This is a genomic window from Enterovibrio norvegicus DSM 15893 (assembly GCF_900115495.1).
In the GTDB taxonomy this organism is placed as follows: Bacteria; Pseudomonadota; Gammaproteobacteria; order Enterobacterales; family Vibrionaceae; genus Enterovibrio; species Enterovibrio norvegicus.
Genome location: NZ_FOWR01000033.1, coordinates 18,783 through 39,953, shown reverse-complemented (window position 1 = coordinate 39,953; position 21,171 = coordinate 18,783). Strand labels below are relative to the sequence as shown.

At 49.4% G+C, this 21,171-nt stretch carries 23 protein-coding genes; 16 read left to right on the top strand and 7 right to left on the bottom strand.

Annotation, left to right across the window (positions count from 1 at the left end; all coding sequences use genetic code 11):
- Window positions 1-38 precede the first annotated feature (38 nt).
- Entirely contained in the window at window positions 39-503 is a 465-nt protein-coding gene (locus BM082_RS18520) for an EVE domain-containing protein (RefSeq protein WP_017016789.1), read from the top strand.
- A 152-nt stretch (window positions 504-655) separates the two neighbouring features.
- Here the strand turns inward: BM082_RS18520 and BM082_RS18515 are convergent, their stop codons facing one another.
- Both BM082_RS18515 and BM082_RS18510 read right to left on the bottom strand, forming a co-directional pair.
- A complete protein-coding gene (locus tag BM082_RS18515) occupies window positions 656-1,462 on the bottom strand; it encodes a Cof-type HAD-IIB family hydrolase (RefSeq protein ID WP_017009469.1) in 807 nt (268 codons plus the stop codon).
- Window positions 1,463-1,606: 144 nt separating this feature from the next.
- Window positions 1,607-2,626, bottom strand: coding sequence for an alpha/beta fold hydrolase (locus tag BM082_RS18510; protein ID WP_074928111.1), 1,020 nt, complete (start codon window positions 2,624-2,626; stop codon window positions 1,607-1,609).
- A gap of 365 nt (window positions 2,627-2,991) precedes the next feature.
- Between BM082_RS18510 and BM082_RS18505 the strand changes: the two genes are divergently transcribed.
- A complete protein-coding gene (locus tag BM082_RS18505) occupies window positions 2,992-3,993 on the top strand; it encodes an acyltransferase (RefSeq protein ID WP_074928109.1) in 1,002 nt (333 codons plus the stop codon).
- An 82-nt stretch (window positions 3,994-4,075) separates the two neighbouring features.
- On the opposite strand, the gene BM082_RS18500 is transcribed toward BM082_RS18505, so the two are convergent.
- Window positions 4,076-4,414 (bottom strand): DUF2500 domain-containing protein, encoded by a 339-nt coding sequence (locus BM082_RS18500; protein WP_017016793.1) that lies wholly within the window; start codon window positions 4,412-4,414, stop codon window positions 4,076-4,078.
- A 224-nt stretch (window positions 4,415-4,638) separates the two neighbouring features.
- On the opposite strand from BM082_RS18500, the gene BM082_RS18495 reads away from it, so the two are divergent.
- The 4 genes from BM082_RS18495 (at window position 4,639) to BM082_RS18480 (ending at window position 6,544) form a co-directional block, all read left to right on the top strand.
- A complete protein-coding gene (locus tag BM082_RS18495; RefSeq protein WP_017009473.1) occupies window positions 4,639-5,001 on the top strand; it encodes a hypothetical protein in 363 nt (120 codons plus the stop codon).
- 271 nt (window positions 5,002-5,272) lie between these two features.
- Window positions 5,273-5,899: a lysoplasmalogenase gene (locus tag BM082_RS18490; protein WP_017013092.1), complete on the top strand. Its 627-nt coding sequence runs from the start codon at window positions 5,273-5,275 to the stop codon at window positions 5,897-5,899.
- A 12-nt stretch (window positions 5,900-5,911) separates the two neighbouring features.
- A complete protein-coding gene (locus BM082_RS18485; RefSeq protein ID WP_074928107.1) occupies window positions 5,912-6,223 on the top strand; it encodes a putative signal transducing protein in 312 nt (103 codons plus the stop codon).
- 165 nt (window positions 6,224-6,388) lie between these two features.
- Window positions 6,389-6,544: a DUF2492 family protein gene (locus tag BM082_RS18480; protein ID WP_244276045.1), complete on the top strand. Its 156-nt coding sequence runs from the start codon at window positions 6,389-6,391 to the stop codon at window positions 6,542-6,544.
- An 86-nt stretch (window positions 6,545-6,630) separates the two neighbouring features.
- Here BM082_RS18480 and BM082_RS18475 read toward each other — a convergent pair whose 3' ends face one another.
- Both BM082_RS18475 and rsmD read right to left on the bottom strand, forming a co-directional pair.
- Complete coding sequence (locus tag BM082_RS18475; RefSeq protein ID WP_074928105.1) at window positions 6,631-6,906, bottom strand: DUF1145 domain-containing protein; 276 nt, start codon at window positions 6,904-6,906, stop codon at window positions 6,631-6,633.
- Entirely contained in the window at window positions 6,903-7,538 is a 636-nt protein-coding gene (rsmD, locus tag BM082_RS18470; RefSeq protein ID WP_017009478.1) for a 16S rRNA (guanine(966)-N(2))-methyltransferase RsmD, read from the bottom strand. The genes BM082_RS18475 and rsmD overlap by 4 nt, the downstream gene beginning before the upstream one ends.
- Window positions 7,539-8,278: 740 nt before the next feature.
- Between rsmD and ftsY the strand changes: the two genes are divergently transcribed.
- The 8 genes from ftsY (at window position 8,279) to glpD (ending at window position 16,344) form a co-directional block, all read left to right on the top strand.
- The gene (gene ftsY, locus BM082_RS18465) at window positions 8,279-9,526 is read left to right on the top strand and encodes a signal recognition particle-docking protein FtsY (protein ID WP_371737314.1); all 1,248 of its coding nucleotides are present in this window, start codon (window positions 8,279-8,281) and stop codon (window positions 9,524-9,526) included.
- A gap of 5 nt (window positions 9,527-9,531) precedes the next feature.
- Window positions 9,532-10,200 (top strand): cell division ATP-binding protein FtsE, encoded by a 669-nt coding sequence (ftsE, locus tag BM082_RS18460; RefSeq protein WP_017009480.1) that lies wholly within the window; start codon window positions 9,532-9,534, stop codon window positions 10,198-10,200.
- Window positions 10,193-11,101, top strand: coding sequence for a permease-like cell division protein FtsX (gene ftsX, locus BM082_RS18455; RefSeq protein WP_017009481.1), 909 nt, complete (start codon window positions 10,193-10,195; stop codon window positions 11,099-11,101). The genes ftsE and ftsX overlap by 8 nt, the downstream gene beginning before the upstream one ends.
- Before the next feature lie 141 nt (window positions 11,102-11,242).
- Complete coding sequence (gene rpoH, locus BM082_RS18450; protein WP_026024531.1) at window positions 11,243-12,100, top strand: RNA polymerase sigma factor RpoH; 858 nt, start codon at window positions 11,243-11,245, stop codon at window positions 12,098-12,100.
- 361 nt (window positions 12,101-12,461) lie between these two features.
- Window positions 12,462-12,806, top strand: a complete 345-nt coding sequence (gene glpE / locus BM082_RS18445) for a thiosulfate sulfurtransferase GlpE (protein ID WP_017013096.1) — start codon at window positions 12,462-12,464, stop codon at window positions 12,804-12,806.
- Window positions 12,807-12,861: 55 nt separating this feature from the next.
- Window positions 12,862-13,710 (top strand): rhomboid family intramembrane serine protease GlpG, encoded by an 849-nt coding sequence (gene glpG, locus BM082_RS18440; protein WP_074928100.1) that lies wholly within the window; start codon window positions 12,862-12,864, stop codon window positions 13,708-13,710.
- Window positions 13,711-13,833: 123 nt separating this feature from the next.
- Window positions 13,834-14,595 (top strand): DeoR/GlpR family transcriptional regulator, encoded by a 762-nt coding sequence (locus BM082_RS18435; protein ID WP_026024532.1) that lies wholly within the window; start codon window positions 13,834-13,836, stop codon window positions 14,593-14,595.
- A 231-nt stretch (window positions 14,596-14,826) separates the two neighbouring features.
- Window positions 14,827-16,344, top strand: a complete 1,518-nt coding sequence (gene glpD, locus BM082_RS18430; protein WP_074928098.1) for a glycerol-3-phosphate dehydrogenase — start codon at window positions 14,827-14,829, stop codon at window positions 16,342-16,344.
- A 104-nt stretch (window positions 16,345-16,448) separates the two neighbouring features.
- On the opposite strand, the gene BM082_RS18425 is transcribed toward glpD, so the two are convergent.
- Window positions 16,449-16,859 (bottom strand): flagellar basal body-associated protein FliL, encoded by a 411-nt coding sequence (locus tag BM082_RS18425; protein WP_017009487.1) that lies wholly within the window; start codon window positions 16,857-16,859, stop codon window positions 16,449-16,451.
- A gap of 157 nt (window positions 16,860-17,016) precedes the next feature.
- Here BM082_RS18425 and BM082_RS18420 point away from each other — a divergent pair, with 157 nt between their 5' ends.
- Window positions 17,017-17,553: a chorismate--pyruvate lyase family protein gene (locus tag BM082_RS18420; RefSeq protein ID WP_017009488.1), complete on the top strand. Its 537-nt coding sequence runs from the start codon at window positions 17,017-17,019 to the stop codon at window positions 17,551-17,553.
- Window positions 17,554-18,414 carry a 4-hydroxybenzoate octaprenyltransferase gene (ubiA, locus tag BM082_RS18415; protein ID WP_017013100.1) on the top strand — a complete coding sequence of 287 codons (861 nt, stop codon included), beginning with the start codon at window positions 17,554-17,556 and terminating at the stop codon, window positions 18,412-18,414.
- 213 nt (window positions 18,415-18,627) lie between these two features.
- Here the strand turns inward: ubiA and plsB are convergent, their stop codons facing one another.
- Window positions 18,628-21,066, bottom strand: coding sequence for a glycerol-3-phosphate 1-O-acyltransferase PlsB (plsB, locus tag BM082_RS18410; protein WP_017009490.1), 2,439 nt, complete (start codon window positions 21,064-21,066; stop codon window positions 18,628-18,630).
- Between the last annotated feature and the right edge of the window lie 105 nt (window positions 21,067-21,171).

The window sequence follows — 21,171 nt, the reverse complement described above, 5'->3', positions numbered from 1 at the left end:
GGTCACCGATTAATCAATGGATCGTTTACGGGGAAATTATGGCGTATTGGCTACTAAAAACCGAGCCTGACACTTTTTCTATAGACACCTTAAAACAGCAAAAGGTCTCTTGCTGGGAAGGTGTGCGCAATTATCAGGCACGAAACATGATGCGTGATGGCATGAAAGTGGGCGATAAGGCGTTTATTTACCACTCCTCCTGCAAGGATGTGGGTGTCGTTGGTATTGCGGAAGTGGTGAAAGAGGCATATCCCGACCATTTCCAGTTTGATCCCGAAAGCCACTACTTTGACCCGAAAAGCGCGCTCGATAATCCGCGCTGGATCATGGTGGATGTCGCTTACCGCCAACACCTTAATTATGTGTCGCTGGCGCGAATCAAAGCCAACCCCGCACTGGAAGAGATGCCATTGGTGAAGCGGGGCAATCGCCTCAGTATTATGCCGCTGACTGAATGCCAGTGGCTTGAAATCATCGCCATGTCAGAAAGCAAAGGGCGTTGAGTTGTTTCGCTGAGGCTGTCGCTATCGATGCAAGAAACGGGCGGGCAAAGAAAAAGGCAGCGGGGGAATGGCTGCCTTTTTAATCACACTATGTTTCTCTGCAGATGGCACCGCGTGTCCAATCGTCAAATTGCGCGGCGCTTACGCGGGCCTTATTCCACGTTCAGCAGGTGTTTCTCTAAGTAGCGTGCAACGGCTTCATCTGCATGACTGCCGATCACTTCGTTGTCTGGTAGCGTTGCTTTTACGCGTGGGTGGGCGGTTTCCATGATCAAACCTTTCTTCGCTGCACTGAGCATTTCAACGTCGTTCATGCCGTCACCGAAGGCAATACAATCATCCAGGCTAAAACCTTTCAGCTCTGCAACGGCTTTCAATGCTTCACCTTTCGAGACGCCTGCTGCCATGACTTCTAAGCAGAATGGCGTTGAGAACGCGACGCTAACTTGGTCGCCAAATTTCTCTGTGAAGGTTTTTTCATAATTCGTTAGGTAGTCATGGTCGTGACGAATAAAGAAAACCTTCGCAACGTCTTCTAATGGCGGGTTTTCTGAGTCGAACTCGGTAAAGCTGAAGCCTGATTCTTTATGGTATTTTGCCAGTTCTTCATCAACACGGTTCAGCAACCAGTCGTTTTCACGGTATATGTGAATGGTCACGGTTTCGTCGTCTTTCACCATCTTGATCAGCTCAGCCACCAACTCTGGGTCTACATTACGGCTAAATACGAGGTTATCGTCAGCATCATGCACACGTGCGCCGTTTGAGGTGATCATGAAGGCTGGGATGCCCACGTTCTTGCGGATGCTGGCAACATCAATGTGGTGACGACCAGTCGCAAAAACAAAGTGTTCGCCTTTGTTGTGAAGACGTTGAAGGACGTCGCGAGTATAAGGGGCGATTTTGTGGTCGGGTGTCAGCAGTGTGCCGTCAAGATCAGACGCAACGATTTTGTACATGGAAACCTCGGTAGGAGAGAAGATGTTCTTAACCTAACCAGTGTATCCAAGGTGGAGATAAAGAAAAGGGATCAAAGTGACGGTTATTTTTTCCTGTTTAGTCGAAATAACCGTCATATCGTGCGGTGGCTTGCGGCAACACTGTTAGGCCGTTTGCTCGAGAGGTACGGTTTCTTGATCGGGCTGTTGCGCGCCGAAGAAGGTCAGCACATACGTCAGTGCTTTGTCGCGGATTTCATCACGTTCAAACAGCAGCTCGTGGCGTGACTCTGGCACAATTTGGAATTGAATCGGCTGACCTGACGCTTGTCTGTCGCGGTAGAAACGGAACATGCTCTCGTTACACACGATCGCATCGCGGGCCGCTTGTATCATTAAAATGGGCATGTCGATGTCTTTTGCAAGGCTCACGGCATGCTCGCAAGATGTCATGCTTTGCCAAATCCACTGCGCACTTGGGCCGCCAACCTGCACTGTCTCATGTTCTTCATACAGCTCTCTGAACCACTGATAACGCGCTTCAGATTGGGTGAGCAGGTTGTGTTTGAAAGGTTTTGCCCAGTAAGGTACTTGGCCTGGTGCAAACCCTGCTGGGTGCTGTAACTGAGAAAGTACGCGGCATAGCGGTTTTGCAGTTACACGCAGCAATGGAGAAAGATTAATTCCCAGCATAGGCGCACTCAGCGCCAATGCATCAATGGCCGCTGGTTTACGTGCTGCATACAAGGTGGCGATTGCGCCTCCCATTGAATGCGCCAGAATCATGCGTTGCTGGTGGACTTTTTGTGTCACCACATCATCAACAAAGGTCTCGAGATCGTCCACGTAGTCTTCGAACTGAACAACATGACCGATATCGCTGCCCGTCACCAAACGTTGGCTGATGCCTTGGCCGCGGTGATCGTAGCTGTAAACGTCGTACCCCTGCTGGAATAGGTCATAGAAAATTTCTTGGTATTTTTCTGCGCACTCAATACGGCCGTTTACCACAACAATGGCTTTGGTGTGCTCAGGCGATGTAAAAGCGCACCACTGCAAGCGCAGTCCGTCTTTACCTATGAACTGTCCCTGCTGACGCGATGCCCAAAATGGCCCAATAGACGCTTCCATGGCGTCTGTGAGCTCAGTTTCGCGAGTAAATAAAAAAGGGTGTTCAATTACCATGTCTAATCCCGTTGGGGTTTTTATTTAGCATATCATGTGTCGACATTTCTGCCCTGCGTTTGTGGCATTGAGTTGGCAAACAGTAAAAGAAAACAGCCGGCATAGGCCGACTGTTTGACTATTTTCCCACTGCTTCTCGTTTAGTTACTCAACAAGTTGCCATGAAGTCACAGCCCACGTTTATTCGCTAGGCCTCGGTATCTGGTCGCTATCTTTCTGACATACCTGTCGATAAAACAGGAAAAATGCCACGGCATGGGTTTCTTATCAAAAAGCGATTGGGGCAAGTGTAATTTGCTTAAAAAATGACAGTATTTATGTGGGGGAAAGAGGTAACGGAAGGAGACTCGCGGTAGAGTAGAGAGATGCAGAAAAAAATCTTTTACGTTGAACTGCTGCGCGTTGTAGCAGCCATCGCCGTTATCGCCATCCATGTCCTTGGTCCCTATCGTCACTTGTTAGGACAAATTCCTGATTCTGATTGGGTATCCGCGGTGTTGATCAACGGCGCAAGTCGATGGGCTGTGCCTGTATTTATCATGATTACAGGTGCATTAATGCTATCGGACACTCGGCCATTTTCAGCGTCATACTTTGTCCGTCGTCGGGTTATGAAGGTTTTTGTGCCCTTTCTTGTTTGGTCCTTGTTTTATGGGCTGCTGGCGGCGGTTTCGTTAGACGGTGTCAATTGGACGGAAACGATCGCGCGGCTAGCGACGTTTCCGTCTCAAGAAACTTATTATCACCTCGGCTTTTTCTACTATTTTCTGCCGCTGTATGTCGTTATTCCCTTACTTAGGCCTGCGGCTCAGCACCAAGACCCGCGTTACTTTAATACCTTGCTTGGGGTGTGGATTGCGCTTTGTACGTTTCGCTTAGCAGGTTTGAATTTAGGGATAGTGGAAGATTTACTGCTTTATGGTGGGTATTTACTGTTGGGATTGGCGCTTCATCGAAATGATATTCCAATCAAAGGGCTGCTCTTTGCTGGGCTTCTCGCGCTCATCGCCACGGAATACACGGCGCTGAGCCAAAGTGCATTACAGGGGAAATACACCAGTGCGGGGTGGTTCTCTTATAAAATCATCAACACCGTGCTGATCGCAGCCATGGTATTTGGGCTGTGCAAACATTGGGCTGAACGTATTTCACCAAAGCATCAGCAACGTCTCGTCGCATTAAGCCGTCAATCTTTGGGGATTTATCTCATTCATCCGATTTTCTTGTGGCCTATTCGCGAATGGGGTGGCACGTTTGATATGGCATGGCTGACCATTCCATTAGTGACGTTAGTGGTGTTTGTGTTGTCCTATTGGACAAGCCGCGCGCTCTCGTCATCGCGGTGGACGGCATGGCTGGTGCCATAAGGCAAAACGGCCAGTGGCGGCGCTAAAATAAAAACGCGGAAACCTTCGTCTCCGCGTTTTAGGGTGGTGTTGCCGTGTGGCATTAATCGACGCGTTGTAGCTTTGCGAAGTGCAGGAACTGTAACCCTTTGTAGGTCAATGTGCCGCAATCACCCGGCTGAAGTGCATGGTAGTAATGAACGCCCACTTGGAATTCGCGCTTAGGGCCACCAGCCAAAGGTTGAACGTAGATCCAATACTCTTCTGGATCTTCGTGCTGCTCTGGAGAAGGCAGCGCAACAGACTGTTTGTCTAAGATGCGGATATCAATAGCGCGTTCTTCTGCACCTTTGCCGAGAGAGTGTTTTTGAAATGACAGGAAAAAATACACTGTCGAAATCACGGCCAACGCAACTAAGAGTAAAATCATAGAAATTGGCACGGTGTTCTCCTGTTCCGGCCTGAAGAAGTCGAGCATGAGTCTACTTCAGACTCTACCCGCGCAAACCTTGGTGCAATTGGTTTCGTGATCAATCGCACTCATATAGTCAGTCGTTGCAGTGAATGTAAACGAAGTTAAAGGATTTTCTCATTTCCGTCGAATTGACGTAAGCTAATGAAATGAAGGTATAAAGGGTATGAGACCCTACGCCCAAGGAGGTCAGCATGGATGATATTGCTGTCGTAGTGAGAAATAGTCGTCGTTTAGAACGGCTGCTCAAGGAGCACTACCACGCGCAAGGCCGTGGGCTTCATGAGCTGGTATCGAGCTGCCAAGAGCGCTTACCCCATGATGTGATTGCGAAACTTAGGTTTGTCGCAACCGTCCGAAACAAAGCTGTGCATGAAGATGGCTACGAAGTGGATGACATGCGCGGGTTCGTTTCTGCCTGCAAACAGTGCGAAAAAGAATTGCAGCCTCGCAGTAATCGAATGATTTGGCGGATGGCCTTTTTCCTCATTTTTGCCGTCACAGCAGGTGCTGTGTGGTTCTATATCGAAAACTGGCGACACATTGTCGGCAGTTAGCCACGTTCTAAAAATTGAATACAAACAAGTGAAAGCAGGCCTCTAAAGGGGCCTGCTTTTTTATTGTCTGATGCCTAACAGCGTTGAATTCTCGTGTTTCCCGTGGGGGACTTGGGTAGAGAAAGGCGCGGATCCTAAAGGGTATGAGCTGTCCCTCAATGTGGTGCTGATGTTGGCTTTTGATGTGTTGTTCGCTTTCTGAGAGGTGTACGGTGGACTTTCTTTATGTCATCTCTAGACTTGGTTGGCTTGATTTTAAGGGAATGAAAACATGCTGAGTTGGTTGGCCGTTTGTTGTTCAGGGGTGCTGCATATCAATGCCGCCTATAAAGGACCGCGCTGGCAATTTTATCTTTTTAAGCCATTAACGATCGCGTTGATGATGCTTATTGCCGTTTTTGGCGGAGAGCCAAACGGGTATACCTATCTGATCTTGGCAGGCTTGCTGTTTTCACTGTTTGGCGATGTGTTTTTAATGCTGCCAAAAGACCGCTTCATTCCCGGTTTGTTGAGCTTTCTCGTGGCGCATATCATCTACAGCGTTGCGTTCTGGCAAAGCTTTGAAGGATCGATGGTGTGGTGGCTACCTTCTTTGATTGGGGCTGCCAGTGTCATTGTTTTCTTACTGTTACTGCCAAACCTGGGTGCTTTGCTCATTCCTGTCGGTATTTATATTACCGTGATCGCCCAAATGGCATGGGGGGCAGGAGAGTTTTGGATGAGTGCGGGCACCCAGCCTGCGGCCTATGCCTTCGGTGGTGCGCTGTTGTTTATGGTGTCCGATACCGTCTTGGCATTTGAGCGATTTAAAGGGCCATTTAAAGCGTCTGTTCTTCTCGTTATGACCACCTATTTTTGTGCGCAAGGGCTTATCACCGCCTCCGTACTTTCGCTGTAAGGAAGATTGCTTATGCCATGGGTTCAGGTTTATAGCGCCGCTAACGCATTGGAAGCACATAGTTTAAAAGGCATGCTGGGATCTCAAGGCATTGAAGTGATGCTAAAAGGTGAATCGCTATCCAGCGCTGCGGGCGAACTACCACCGGACATTGTGGCGGTGACACTGTGGGTGGATGCCTTGCAAGAAAGCAAAGCACGCCAAGCGCTTGAAGCCTATGAGGTGCAGAGTGAAACGGTTTGGTATTGTTCACATTGCCAAGAAGAGAACGGTGGGAACTTTGAGGTGTGTTGGCAGTGTAATACGCCACATGATGAAACCTGATTGAGCTTGTGCCACATCAACTCATTGATTCTATAAATGTGATTCCATGCGCGTAGAGACCGTCAGATAACGTGTGGAGCGCAAATGTCTTCTTCTGTTCATGTTCACCAAATCCTAAACCACCTCAGTACTGCACCAATGTCAGAGCTTGACCTTACCCAATGAGTGACAGAGCAATGGGGTGCGACAGCAAGATTTCATACGTGTAGCCAACAAGATCTGTTGTTCAGCGAAGTCTTAGTGTTTCTTCGTCGACGCAAGAAAATCATCGAGCAGTCTGGTACCTTGTTGGTGAACGCAGCGCGAGTCTGTCAGCACTGAGTGAGTGTGTTAATACACTTATGAAATGGAAAAGGCCTCAATAGAGGCCTTTTTAACATCAGGGAAACACTGATGATAAATGAATGTTAGTACTTACCAATCATGTATTTTTGGCGAATACCGAGCAGTGCGAAAATCCCGAAAAAGAGAATCGACCACTTTTCCCAACGTGTCATGTTCACTTTATCGCCAAACGCACCGATGAAAATCAGCATTTGAAGACCGTGCATACAAAATAAGAATGCGGTCATGATATAGAGCGCTATCGCGGCAACGCCGGGGAATGGATAGGCAATATTGGTGAACAATATAAGCCAAACAAAACCGATGGCGGCTTTTGCTAATAAGATGAGTGCGTTCATTCTTCCTCTCTCTGATACAACCGGAAGCTGACTTGTCCGGCATGTTTTTCCTTAACCATGTCCCAATGTACTGGTACGTCGATAGCGCCCAGTTCTTTTTCTGCCTCGATATAAATCATGGCGTTAGGACTTAGCCAGCCATTTTTCTCCAAACGTGTAATGACGTCTGACAGTAAATCTTTGCGAAACGGCGGATCGATGAACACCACGTCAAAAGCCTGCCCTGCCTGTGACAAATAACTCAGGGCGTCAGTATTTACTACCGTGGCATTGTCGGCATTCAACGTATTGATATTCAGTTTGATTTGGTCTGCAGCGCCTTTATCTAGTTCCAGCAGGGTGACATGCTCTGCTTGGCGAGACAAGGCTTCAAGGCCAAGGCCGCCGCTGCCTGCGAACACATCCAAGCACTTTGCTTGATAGAGATCGGCTGCCAACCAGTTAAAGACGGTTTCTTTAACGCGGTCAGTGGTTGGGCGCAGGCCTTCTACGTTTTTCACGGGAAGCTTACGGCCTCGCCATTTGCCACTGATGATACGGACAAAACCGGATCCGCCACCTGTGGATGCAGATGGATTGCTGCCCCTGCTCGTGTTGCGCGTCGCAGGGTTTTTGGGGTTACGTCTTACCATAGATTTTTTGACCGCCAAGAAGGTGTTAGTATATGTCGGTTCGGTAACGATTCTGCATTCCCCTTATTTAACGAGTCAACGACGAAAGGACTTCGGTCACTTTCGCCGAGTTTGTTACGCTGCAAGGAATGTGTTTGTGTTTCGTTACCACACTGCATTCATAGGCGCAGTGTTTACAGTTTTTGATCAGTTCGCTGTGTATTGCGCCGATTGTACCAATCATGCTTTAGGATTTGCCAATGGCAGAAAAAAAGAAACGCGGATTTATGTCCTGGCTGGGTTTCGGCCGTAAGAAAGATGACCAAGAAGAGCAGCAACAGGTAGAAGCCCAAGCACGTGCTGAAGAAGAAGCACGTCTTCACGCGGAGGCAGAAGCAAAAGCCCAAGCCGACGAAGAAGCCCGCCTGAAAGCGGAAGCAGAGGTGCAAGCACAAGCGGCCGAAGAAGCCCGCCTGAAAGCGGAAGCAGATGCCCAAGCGCAAGCCGCCGAAGCAACTCGCCTGAAAGCGGAAGCAGATGCCCAAGCACAAGCGGCGGAAGAAGCCCGCCTGAAAGCGGAAGCAGAGGTGCAAGCCCAAGCCGCCGAAGAAGCGCGCCTGAAAGCGGAAGCAGATGCCCAAGCGCAAGCGGCGGAAGAAGCCCGCCTGAAAGCGGAAGCAGAGGCACAAGCGCAAGCGGCGGAAGAAGCCCGCCTGAAAGTGGAAGCAGAGGTTCAAGCGCAAGCAGCGGAAGAAGCGCGCTTGAAAGCGGAAGCTGATGCTCAAGCGCAAGCGGAAGAAGAAGCGCGTCTGAAAGCGGACGCTGATGCTCAGGCTCAAGCGGCAGAAGAAGCCCGCCTGAAAGCGGAAGCAGAGGCGCAAGCGCAAGCGGCGGAAGAAGCACGCTTGAAAGCGGAAGCAGAGGCGCAAGCCCAAGCGGCGGAAGAAGCACGCCTGAAAGCGGAAGCAGAGGCTGAAGCGCAAGCAGCCGAAGAAGCCGAAGAAGCCCGTCTGCAAGCAGAAGCTGACGCGCAAGCTCTGGCTGAAGAAGACGCGAAAGCGAACGCAGAACAAGAAAAGCCAAAGAAAGAAGGCTTTTTTGCACGTTTGAAGCGTGGTCTTCAGAAGACCAAACTGAATATCGGTGCTGGGTTCTTTGGTTTATTTAGCGGCAAGAAAATTGATGATGAACTGTTTGAAGAATTAGAAGAACAACTTCTGATCGCAGACGTTGGCATGGATACCACCACCAAAATCATCGATAGCCTGACGGATAAAGCAAGCCGCCGTGAATTGAAAGACGGCGAAGCGCTCTATGGCCTGCTCAAACAGGAAATGGCCGAGATTTTAAGCAAAGTTGAAAAGCCACTTGAAGCCAAGTGCGAGAATGGCCCGTTCGTTATTCTGATGGTTGGCGTGAATGGCGTGGGTAAAACCACCACCATTGGTAAACTTGCCAAGCAATTCCAGCAGCAGGGTAAATCCGTGATGTTGGCTGCGGGTGACACATTCCGTGCCGCGGCGGTTGAACAGCTTCAAGTGTGGGGCGAACGCAACAAAGTTCCTGTTATTGCTCAACATACTGGCGCAGACAGTGCATCTGTTATCTATGATGCTATTGAGGCGGCAAAAGCGCGTAACGTGGATGTGGTGATCGCAGATACCGCAGGCCGTTTGCAGAACAAGTCGCACTTGATGGAAGAACTGCGCAAGATTGTTCGCGTGATGAAAAAGCTCGACCCGAATGCGCCGCATGAAATCATGCTGACCATTGATGCGGGTACTGGGCAGAACGCCATCAGCCAAGCGCGTTTGTTCAACGACATCGCGCCGCTTTCTGGCATAACTTTGACCAAGCTTGATGGCACGGCAAAAGGTGGTGTGATCTTCGCGGTTGCCGATCAGTTCAACATTCCACTTCGATATATCGGTGTGGGTGAAGGGATTGATGATTTACGACCGTTTGTTGCAGAAGACTTTATCGAAGCTCTATTCAGTCAGGAGGATTGATACGCGTGATCCGGTTTCAGCAGGTAAGCAAGGCCTACCGTGGTGGGCAGCAAGCGTTACAGAAAGTGAGCTTTCACTTGCCGAAAGGCGACATGGCGTTTTTGACTGGTCACTCTGGTGCCGGTAAAAGCACCTTGCTGAAGTTGCTCTGTGCGATTGAGCGACCAAGTGACGGGCAAGTCCTGTTCAATGGTCACGATATCTCCAGAATTGATCGCAAAGAGATTCCTTTTTTGCGTCGTCACATTGGGGTGATTTTTCAAGACCATAAACTCTTGATGGACCGCAGTGTGTTCGACAACGTGGCATTGCCGCTGCGCATTGAACAAGCCAATGAATCGGACATCAAGAAACGGGTGTCCGCGGCATTGGACAAAGTCGGTCTTCTCGATAAATCCGCGTGTTTGCCCATTCAACTTTCGGGTGGTGAGCAACAACGTGTCGGGATTGCGCGTGCAGTGGTTAATCGTCCGCAAGTGCTGATTGCAGATGAACCTACTGGTAACCTTGATGCTGCGCTCTCTGCGCAGATCATGGATTTATTCCGTCAATTTAATCAGGTGGGTGTCACTGTGTTGATGGCAACGCATGACACGTCGCTATTGAACAGTTATGACATGCGCCGTTTTGATCTGAATCGTGGTCACCTGTCGGAGGTGCCGCGCCATGGCTAATTTCATTACCTTGCACAAACAACAAGGTGGTCAGGCGTTACGTGACTTATTAGCAAAGCCTTTAGGTAATGCATTAACCGTACTGGCGTTAGCCTTCTCGTTAGCGTTGCCTGCAACCTTGTTTGTGCTGGCAAAGAACGTGGTTGCTGTGACAGAAGAGTGGCAAGTGCCCAATCAGTTGACGGTTTACGTTAACCAAGGCGCTTCGGACGCCGTGGCTGAAACACTCTTTGATGAATTGTCGCAGTGGCAAGATATCGGGAACACGGAATTTATTTCTCCCGAGCAAGGTCTTACTCAACTGAGACAAATTCAAGGGTTTGATGAAGCGATCAGCTTGCTGGATGACAATCCACTTCCTGCGGTGATTGTTGTTACACCTGCAAACGATGACGCCGCTTCTGCGACTGCATTGGCCGCAAAACTGCGTGCTGAATCTGCGGTTGAAGAAGTGCGCTTAGACAGTGATTGGCTGCAACGTTTGTCTGCCATTGAATCTCTGGTGTTGACGCTGACAGTGGTGTTTTCTGGCTTGATGTTGATGGCCGTGTTTTTGATCATTGGTAATACCCTGCGTTTGCAGGTCTTAAACCAAAAGGCAGAAATACAAGTATTGAAGTTGGTGGGTGCCACCGACAGCTATATCCAAAGACCGTACCTTTATACAGGCGTATGGCTGGGTTTAGCAGGCGCTATCGTGGCGTGGATCGTGACCTTAATTAATGGTCTACTTTTAGACACGGCAGTGGCGAAATTGGCGACGTTATACAGTAGCGGTTTCCGTCTTTCCGGGCTTCGGATTGACGAAGGTCTGATACTACTGATGATAACGGGCTTAATAGGACTGCTTGCTGCACGTCTTGCAGCAGGTAAACATTTACGCGAGATCGAACCTGTATAATTAACTGAACCCCCGTAAACAATCATGGTCACATTATCTAGGTAACCATGCTTGGGGTTGCAGTTTTTTTGATCTTAAGTAGAGTATGGCTGGAGCCTAAATTGGTTCACATATGTTCGATAGATTCGAAAAGAGGTGAAAATGACAACAGAGTCGTATGCAATAGCCCCGATCTCAAGGGATAGCCTAGACAGCTATCTGCAGCAGGTAAACAGCCATCCAATGCTGTCTGCTGATCAAGAACGCGCGCTTGCAGAACGTCTTCACTACGAGGAAGATCTGGACGCGGCGAAAAGCCTGATCCTGTCTCACCTGCGATTTGTTGTTCATATCGCCCGTGGTTATTCCGGTTACGGACTGCCTGTGTCTGATCTCGTGCAAGAAGGTAACATCGGATTGATGAAGGCGGTAAAACGCTTCAACCCAGAAGTGGGTGTTCGTCTGGTGTCGTTCGCCGTGCATTGGATCAAAGCTGAAATCCATGAATACGTTCTGCGTAACTGGCGTATCGTGAAAGTCGCGACCACAAAAGCGCAGCGTAAACTGTTCTTCAACTTGCGTAAGGCGAAAAAACGCCTGGGTTGGTTTAACGCAGATGAAGTTAACATGGTTGCTGAGCAGCTCGGTGTTGATGCCGCGGAAGTGCGCGAGATGGAATCCCGTCTTGCTGCGCAAGATCCAGGCTTTGACGCAGGGAATGACGACGACGAGCGTGAAGGGCCATCAGCCCCTGTTTTCTATTTGGAAGATAAAAGCTCAGACGTTGCCATCAATCTTGAATCAGAAAATTGGGAAAACCACGCTAACCACAGACTCGCGAATGCGATGTCAGGGTTAGACGAGCGAAGCCAGCACATCATTCGTTCTCGCTGGTTGGACGACAATAAAACGACCTTACAAGAATTGGCTGATCACTATGAAGTGTCTGCCGAGCGCATTCGCCAATTAGAAAAGAATGCGATGCGTAAATTGAAAGAAGCAGTAGGCGACGTCTTCTGATCGTCCCTATCTTCAATGCGTTAGGTTACCATGCAGTGCTTTCGGGCAATGTGAAGATCATTAAAAACCGGCTGATGCCGGTTTTTTGTGCCTGATAAACCCTTGGTATCACAGGCGTGAGATAAGTTGTCCACAGCTTTGTTACGATCAACACTACATCTTGTGGATCCAAACGCGAGATCCTACTTTATCAACGCAATCCACAGATTTTTCCACAGGTGGCTAAAAAGCGTACAAAGACCCTGACTTCTCTATGGCATGATTTCATATAAAGTCAGGTAGAATACTGGAATACCTGCAATATTCGGATGTGTTTCCGTTGTTGCAAAGAGTGATTACGATGAAAGGAGTGGAATAACTCATGGAACAATTTGCGCATATCTCTGTTACGGACGCATGGGAGAAGATTCAGCAGGATGATCAAACTGCGGTGATTGTTGATATCAGGGATCCTCAGTCATTTCAGCTATCTCATCCACAGGGCGCATTCCACCTTACTAACGATTCTATTGTGCAATTCACACAAGCGATCGATTATGAACAACCTGTACTGGTCATGTGCTATCACGGGGTGAGTAGCCAAGGCGCTGCCCAGTACTTGATCAATCAAGGCTTTGAAGAAGTTTACAGCGTGGATGGTGGCTTCGAAGCGTGGCATAGACAAGATCTCCCCGTGGAGTCTGGTGTCAGTAGCTTTAATCAATAGCGACATGTGTGGCGGGATTGCCACGTAGCCGTGATCACACAGAAAAAGAGGCGCTATGATCCGTCTGATTGCGATATCTAACCCTCGAGCCGGGCAGGCGTTTATCGATTACATGTCTTCAAGAGGCATTGAAGTTCAAATGATGCCTGAAGGTGAGGGGACGTTTGGCTTGTGGCTCAAAGAAGCAGAGCACCAAGTTGAAGTAGAAGTAGAGCTACAGGCTTTTCTTCAACACCCCACCGCGCAAAAATACCAATCTGCGTCATGGGATATGGCGGAAACCCGCACCGCTCGTTTTTATTATCCGCGACAAGGCTTCATCAAAACCCTTAAAGACAGCTCAGGCCCGGTCACCATGTCCGTCATGCTTGTATGCATCGTCACTTATGCTGCGCTATTTTTAGGCTTTGGTGATGATGTTTTCTCGGTGATGCATTTTCCGGCATCGGGCGATGAGCAGTGGCAACTTTGGCGTTTGTTTACCCACGCGTTTTTGCATTTCTCCGCGACCCATATCGTTTTTAACCTGCTTTGGTGGTGGGTACTGGGCGGTCGCATAGAAAAACACAGTGGCAGTGCCAAGCTGTTGCAGCTTTTCTTACTCACCGCGTTGTTCTCTGGGCTCGGGCAGTACGCCTTTGATGGCCCGAACTTTGGCGGTATGTCGGGTGTGGTGTATGCCATGCTTGGGTACGTGTGGATGGTTGGGCATTTTGCGCCTTCACGTGGCCTCTCTATTGAGCCAGCCTATGTCGGCTTTATGCTGCTGTGGCTGGTGGTTGGTTTCTTTGAACCGTTCGGCATGGCGATTGCGAACATGGCGCATTTGTTTGGATTGCTCTCTGGCTGTTTGATTGGGGTTTTGGATGCCAAGCTCTCCCGATCTGCGAAGAATCCGTCATAAATGCCGCTGTAGTGTGATGTAAGATCACCGTTGAAGCCCGCCAGATTGGCTTTCATGCGGTAGGTACGTAAACTTGAATGTCCCGATTAGCGGGACATTTTTCTTTTGAGCGCAGAGGATGCTGTGAAACAGACCCAACGACATCAGGAAATTCTCGATCTCGTGCGTAGCCAAGGCTACGTGAGTACCGATGATCTGGTTGCTCATTTCGATGTGAGTCCACAAACCATTCGTCGTGATTTAAACGAACTGGCTGATGAGAATAAAATCCGTCGCCAGCATGGCGGTGCGACCATACCTTCCAGTTCCGTGAACACGGCGTACAACGCACGCAAAGTGATGCAGCAAGAAGCCAAAGATAAGCTGGCTCAAGCGTTGGTTGCGCATATCCCAGATGGCGCGACCTTGTTTATCGATATCGGCACGACGCCCGAAGCGGTGGCGCGCGCGTTACTGAATCACCAAGATCTCCGCATCGTGACCAACAACCTCAATGCCGCGAGCATTCTGATGGCGAAAGAAGATTTTCGTATCATCATGGCGGGAGGTGAAGTGCGTAATCGCGATGGCGGCATCATGGGTGAAGCGACGCTGGATTTCATTTCTCAGTTCCGCCTCGATTTCGGCATCGTGGGGATCAGTGGTATCGATTTAGACGGTGGTTTGCTTGATTTCGATTATCACGAAGTGCGTGTGAAGCAAGCCATCATGGAAAACAGCCGCTCAGTCATGCTCGCTGTTGACCACACAAAGTTCGGTCGAAGTGCCATGGTGAACGTGGGCACTCTCGGTCAAATCGACATGCTGTTTACTAACGCAGACCTGCCTGACTCGATTCGCTCACATCTCCAACACACTGATACACAAGTCGAAATTGTTCGATAATCCACCTTTTTAAAATACCGCCGCCGTTTGGCGGCTTTTTTATGTCCGAATTTTGTGTGCATTTTGATCAAATGTTAACTGGACAGATGGTTTCTCTGCGCTAAAATGCTCGTAAACGAACATTAAATATTCGAATGAGCATTTGGTTCGACGTGTTTATTGGAATGAAGCGCATGAGCGTGCGTGATTGAAGAGCAGTAATCGCGCGTGTAAAAGAAAGGTGAAGGGAAAATGACAGACAAAGTATTGGATATTATCGTTGTGGGCGGTGGTATCAATGGCGCAGGCATCGCGGCTGATGCAACAGGTCGTGGATTAAGTGTTGGGCTTTATGAAGCGGCAGATTTTGCTTCTGCGACCTCTTCTGCAAGTTCTAAGCTGATCCACGGTGGATTGCGCTATCTCGAGCATTACGAGTTTCGTTTAGTGAGTGAAGCACTCGCTGAGCGTGAAGTGTTGTTGAAAAAAGCCCCTTACCTTGCTTGGCCGATGCGTTTCCGTTTACCTCACCGTCCTCACCTTCGCCCTGCATGGATGATCCGTGCGGGTCTTTTCCTTTACGACAATCTGGGTAAACGTACGAGTCTTCCTGCCAGTAAAGGCATTTCATTCCGTGAAGAATCAGTGTTGAAGCCAGAGATCACTAAAGGCTTCGAATACTCAGATTGCTGGGTAGATGATGCGCGTTTGGTGATCTTGAATGCCATGGATGCACAAGAGCGCGGTGCAGAAGTGCGTAACCGTTGTGTGGTTGAGCGCGTTGAGCGTAAAGACGGCCTTTGGCATGTAGAAGTGTTTGATAGCACGACACAAGAGCGTTTTACGCGGTCATGTAAAGTGTTGGTCAACGCGGCGGGTCCTTGGGTGAAGCAGTTCTTTGATGACAGCACCTCGTTGACATCTCCGCGCGGTATTCGTTTGGTGAAAGGCAGCCACGTTGTGGTGCCGAGAGTTCACAATGAGCCACAGTCTTATATTCTTCAAAATGAAGATGGTCGCATTGTGTTTGTGCTTCCTTATCTCGACCGCTTTTCAATCATCGGCACCACAGACGTGGAATACTTCGGTAACCCACGAGATGTTGCTATCGAAGATAACGAAGTCGCCTATTTGTTGGACGTGTATAACCAACATTTCAAAAAACAGCTGACGTCTGAAGACGTTGTCTGGACCTACAGTGGTGTGCGTCCTCTGTGTGAAGATGAATCAGACTCGCCACAGGCGGTGACGCGTGATTACACGTTAGAGTTGGACGAAAATGGTGGCGTAGCACCTATTCTTTCTGTGTTCGGTGGCAAGCTGACGACGTACCGCAAACTGGCGCAAGCGGCGATGAACATGATGAAACCTTTCTTCCCTGAGATGGGCGCTGATTGGACGGCAGAGCAAGTGCTACCTGGCGGCGAAGAGATCACCTCGTTCAAAGATGTTGAAGAGAAGCTGGCGAGCACCTACCCATGGATGGACAGTTTTACTTGCCACCGCTTAGCCACGACCTATGGCAACCGTGTTTGGGTGTGGTTGTCTGACGATGACACGCAAGCATCATTGGGCAAAGCGTTTGGTGAAGGCTTAACGCAGCGTGAAGTGGATTACCTGATGACGGCGGAATATGTCGTTGAAGCAGAAGATTTGTTGTGGCGTCGAACCAAATTGGGTTTGTATCTCAACGCAGAGCAACAAGCGCAGGTAACCGATTATATCGCACAAGCGAAAACATTAGACTCCCAAGCGGTAGTGAATGCGTAAATAGGCGCGAGTGAGGGATGTTGCGGTTAATCTAGGCTTCGCAATGGCACGCTCAAAACCAATGAAAAAGGCGTACAGAGTACGCCTTTTTTGTGTCTGCTTGTTTACTGGTAGAGGTACTTAGTAAACAGTAAGTCAGCCAGTATTTTTTGTTTGGTTTCCGCAAGGAGAATGGCGTTCACTTTCTCGAAGCAATTTTTTCGAATGGCTTCTCGCCCAGACAGCGATTTGATGCGCACGCCACTCTCTTGGCTTAGCACCTCGATAATGGTGTCGCGGATCAGCGGCTGGTGGTATTCGAGTTCTTGAATCAATGCAGGGTCATCGACCATCAGATCGACGCGAACATTGATAAACCCAAGCTTGCGTCCATCCGTAATAAAGTTAGTGGTGATTTCTGGTTCGAGCGTGAAGTAGCTGAATTTAGCCGCATTCTCTTCGCCTTCAGCCATAGAAGGGGAGGACAAGAACAGGGATACCAATAAGGTGAAAATAGCCGTTATATTTTTTTTCATGGTTTTTGCCAAACCCCAGATTTAATGAATCTCTTATGGTAGTTTAGCTGCGCGTGACAGGGCACAGCTGTGTACAATAGCGCACTATTAATACTAAACATTATTGGCCGATTCGGCGAAATTTTTGTGGTTTTTTTGCTCTTTGGCTCAGGATAACATGTCAGATTTCAAACAATTACACGTGTCAGCCCTGATGGGTGCGAATTGGGAGGCCCCGGATTGGCAGCAATTGGAAACAACACGCAAGGGCGAATGGCTGCTCGAAGCGCATTCAATGACAGAGCGATTAAAGGCGTGCTGTGCAACGCTAGACGTTGAAGTGTTGGGGTTGCACCAATGTGATATGGAGACGCTGACAAGCAGTGAACGTGAACTTTTAGGCCATGAAGGCTGCTTGGTTCGCGAGGTTGTCCTTTCCGGCGACAATATGCCGTGGCTATGCGCGCGCACCTTGGTGCCCATGTCCACGCTGACAGAAAAAGAAGAAGATATTGCACAGTTAGGTGCGGTGCCTTTGGGGCAACGCGTTTTTACTCAAGCAAACGCGCGACGAGATGCCATTGAAGTCGCGACGGTGATCGTGAAAGGGGAAGCTTTGTTGGCGCGTCGTTCCCGCCTATGGGTAAACAACAAACCAATGTTGGTTTCAGAGTTATTTCTCCCTCACGCGCCGATTTATCAGGAGGAAGGCTAAATGGATGCAGCCAAAGCTCGGGCGTTTTGGCAACTCACGCGCATGGACCGACCGATTGGCAGCTTGTTGCTGCTTTGGCCAACCATGTGGGCGCTGTTTCTCGCCGCAGACGGCATGCCTGATCCAAAGGTGCTGGTGGTGTTCGTGCTTGGCGTTATCATGATGCGCGCTGCAGGTTGTGTGATTAACGATTTTGCTGACCGAAACCTCGATGGCCATGTGAAACGCACCAAAGCACGTCCTCTTCCTTCTGGGCTTGTAACCGCCAAAGAAGCCTTGGCGCTGTTCGCTTTTCTAGTGCTAGGCGCATTCTTGCTGGTGCTTACGCTCGATGCGTTAACCATTCAGCTATCGGTAGTGGCCTTACTTCTTGCCTCTGTTTATCCTTTCATGAAACGTTATACGCATATGCCGCAGTTGGTATTGGGCATGGCGTTTAGCTGGGCCATCCCTATGGCCTATGCTGCACAAGCTGGCGAATTGCCGCCTGTCGCGTGGATGCTGTTTCTTGCCAATGTGGCATGGACTGTTGCTTATGACACCTTATATGCCATGGTTGATCGCGATGATGACGTGAAAATCGGTATCAAGTCGTCAGCCATTTTATTTGGTCGCTATGACAAAGCCGCCATTGGCGTGTTGCAGCTAGTGACTGTTCTGCTGTTGGTGCTGGTCGGTTTCTTGAGTGAACTCTCAACGCTTTATTACTCTTTCTTGCTTGGTGCATCTGCGTTGTTTGTTTATCAGCAGTGGCTGGCGAGAGCGCGCGACCGTGATGCGTGCTTCAAAGCATTCTTGAACAACAATTACTTCGGTATGTTGGTCTTTGTTGGCATCACTGTCAGTGTATTAATTAAATAATACGAAAGACTGATGGTAAAAAACCGGTGAGGTAAAAGTCGGGTAATACCAAAAACCTCCGGTGTGAAAGGCCGTTGTTATCTTGATACAATCTGCACGAGCGAGTAATCATCGTCACAGACAAAAAAGCCCTCGTTGAAAAACGAGGGCTTTTTGTTTTGTCATGCGTGTCCGTCGTAAGCGCGTGGTCTGCAATAAACCACGGGTTTCACCTTAAGAGGCGTCTTCCGAAGGTCGATCTAAGATAGCTTGAATGGTTAGCTGTACTTCTGGCGAAATCAGACCAAACACGTTTTCTCGTAGTGATTCGACACGGCCAGTCAGTGCATGGCAATCGTCGTTAAGGTAACCCTGCTCGCGCAGTGTTGCCATCAAGGTTGCAAACACGCCTTTGTCGAAGAACTCTGGGGCGTTGATACCGTGCAGGCGACTCAGGCGCTGCGCCATCATCTGGCTTTGCATTTCTAGGTCGTCTTTTGACATGTCCGCTTCGTGACTGAACAGTGTCAGGGTGATCGCGAAGCGTTGCAGGGTTTCTGCAATGGTGCGACCCAACAACTGCAACTGGTTCAGCTTGGCAGATTTGCGGTGCAACATGTCCCCTTCAACGGTGATCAGTTGCTGGCGAGACATTTCTTCAATCATGGTATCGACGTACTGCGTGAGCGATTCGTCGTCAAAACTCATGAACAGTTCCGCTTTCAGCAGTGGGTAAAGCTGGCGAATAGACGCATGCAGATCGTCGCGGCTCACGCTTGGCTTGAACACCAACATTTGTGCAATCAATGACGGAATCGCCAACAAATGCACGATGTTGTTGCGGTAGTAGGTCATCAAGATGGCTTGCTGACGGTCGAGAGAAATTACGTCACCCAGTGAATCTTTCTCTACCACGAACTTGTTCAGGCTCACGGCGTGCTCAACCAATTCTTCCGCGCTTTCTTCTGGCACTGTACTGGTTGATGAATACGGTACTTGGCGAAGTAAATCGAGATAAATCGTCAACTGCTCTTCTAACGCTTCGCGGCTCAATGCGCGTTGGCGAGAAGAAAGCAGTGCGGTTGCACACAATGTGAGGGCATTGGCGGCAGCGGCATCATTGATTTTGGTCATCATGCGATCGGCCAGTTCGTTCACCACTGGGTTTAACCATTGTGGACGTTGTGGTTCAATCGGGTTGATGGCGTCATGCCAGCTTGGCACTTTGTCATTCAGGAACTGGTTAACTTGAATCGGTTCACCAAAGTTCACATAGCCTTTACCGTAGTTACGCAGTTTGCGCACAATGCCCAGTACCTGACCGAAGTTTTCTTTTTGCTTACGCTTGCCTTGCAGCTCTTTTGCGTAGGTGCTTACTTCCATCACGTGTTCGTAGCCGATGTAAACCGGTACAAGGGTGACTGGGCGTTTCAGGCCGCGAAGCATGGCTTGAATGGTCATGGCCAACATGCCTGTTTTCGCCGGTAGCAAACGACCGGTTCGCGAACGGCCACCTTCCGAGAAGTACTCAACCGAGTAACCCTTCGAAAACAGCTCTGCCAAGTATTCACGGAATACGGTGGAGTAGAGGCGATCGCCTTTAAAGGTACGGCGCAAGAAGAATGCACCACCACGGCGGAAAATCGGCCCTGCAGGGAAGAAGTTAAGGTTTACGCCTGCCGCGATATGCGGTGGTACCAACCCTTCTTTGTACAAGGTGTAGGAGAGCAGCACGTAGTCCATGTGAGAACGGTGACACGGCACATAAACGATTTCATGACCGTCTTGCGCCAGCTTACGTACGCGCTCTGCGTTATTGATCGTGATGCCTTGATACAGCTTGTTCCAAAGCCATGTCAGTAGGTTGTCGGCATAACGGATCATGCTTGGGGAGAAGTCCGCTGCAATTTCTTCCATCATGTCGATGGCTTCTTTACGGACCTTCTCGACCGCAACATCACGGCTTTCCGCTTCTTCTTGTACCACTTTATCAATGGCTTTTGAGGCAAGAAGTCGCTTAAACAGCGCTTGACGGTTTGGCAGGCCTGGGCCTGATGCCGCCATCTTTTGACGTGAGAAGTGGATTTTCGCTACGCGTGCGAGTTTGTTCGCGATGCTGGTATCGGTGCCGTGCTTGTCAGCCATAAAGCGCAGAGAAACCGCATTGCTAAAACGCACCATACTGTCGCGACCTAGGGTCAAGATGGTGTAGCACTTTTGGATGCCATTCATGGCTTTTAGCGGTGCAGCAGCGGGGCGATTCTCATTACCTGGGTTGCGGTTCCACACGACTGAGACAGGAATAAGCTGAATATCCAGCTCAGAATCGCGTTTGTGCAATTCAAGAAGTTCTGTAAACAGTGCGATGGATTCTTCAGGCACCGGATCGCTCGAGTCAAACATGCGTTTGCCTTGCGACACGAAGACGTAACGTTGCAGGCTTTTGCCACCGAGCTCTAAAGGTTCAAGCGGATCGGGCAACCCTTGTTGCAGACAGCTGCTGCGTAAGGTGAGCAAGTCGGTGTGTGAATGGAACGGCAATACGTAAACCACGGGTCGATTGAGATCGATGCCCAGTTGGTTAATAGGGTCTGACGGAATGCTGATTGTTTTCACCAGCGCCGACAGCGGTAAATTCAGTATTTTCTGATACATGGATTGGCAAGCAGACATCTGATCGCAGCCTCTTAGTCGTTGTGCGCCCGAAGGATAGCAGAAAACGTCGACGAACTTGCAGCGAAATGGCAGTAATTCGCACGAATTTGTCAGCCTTGGGAA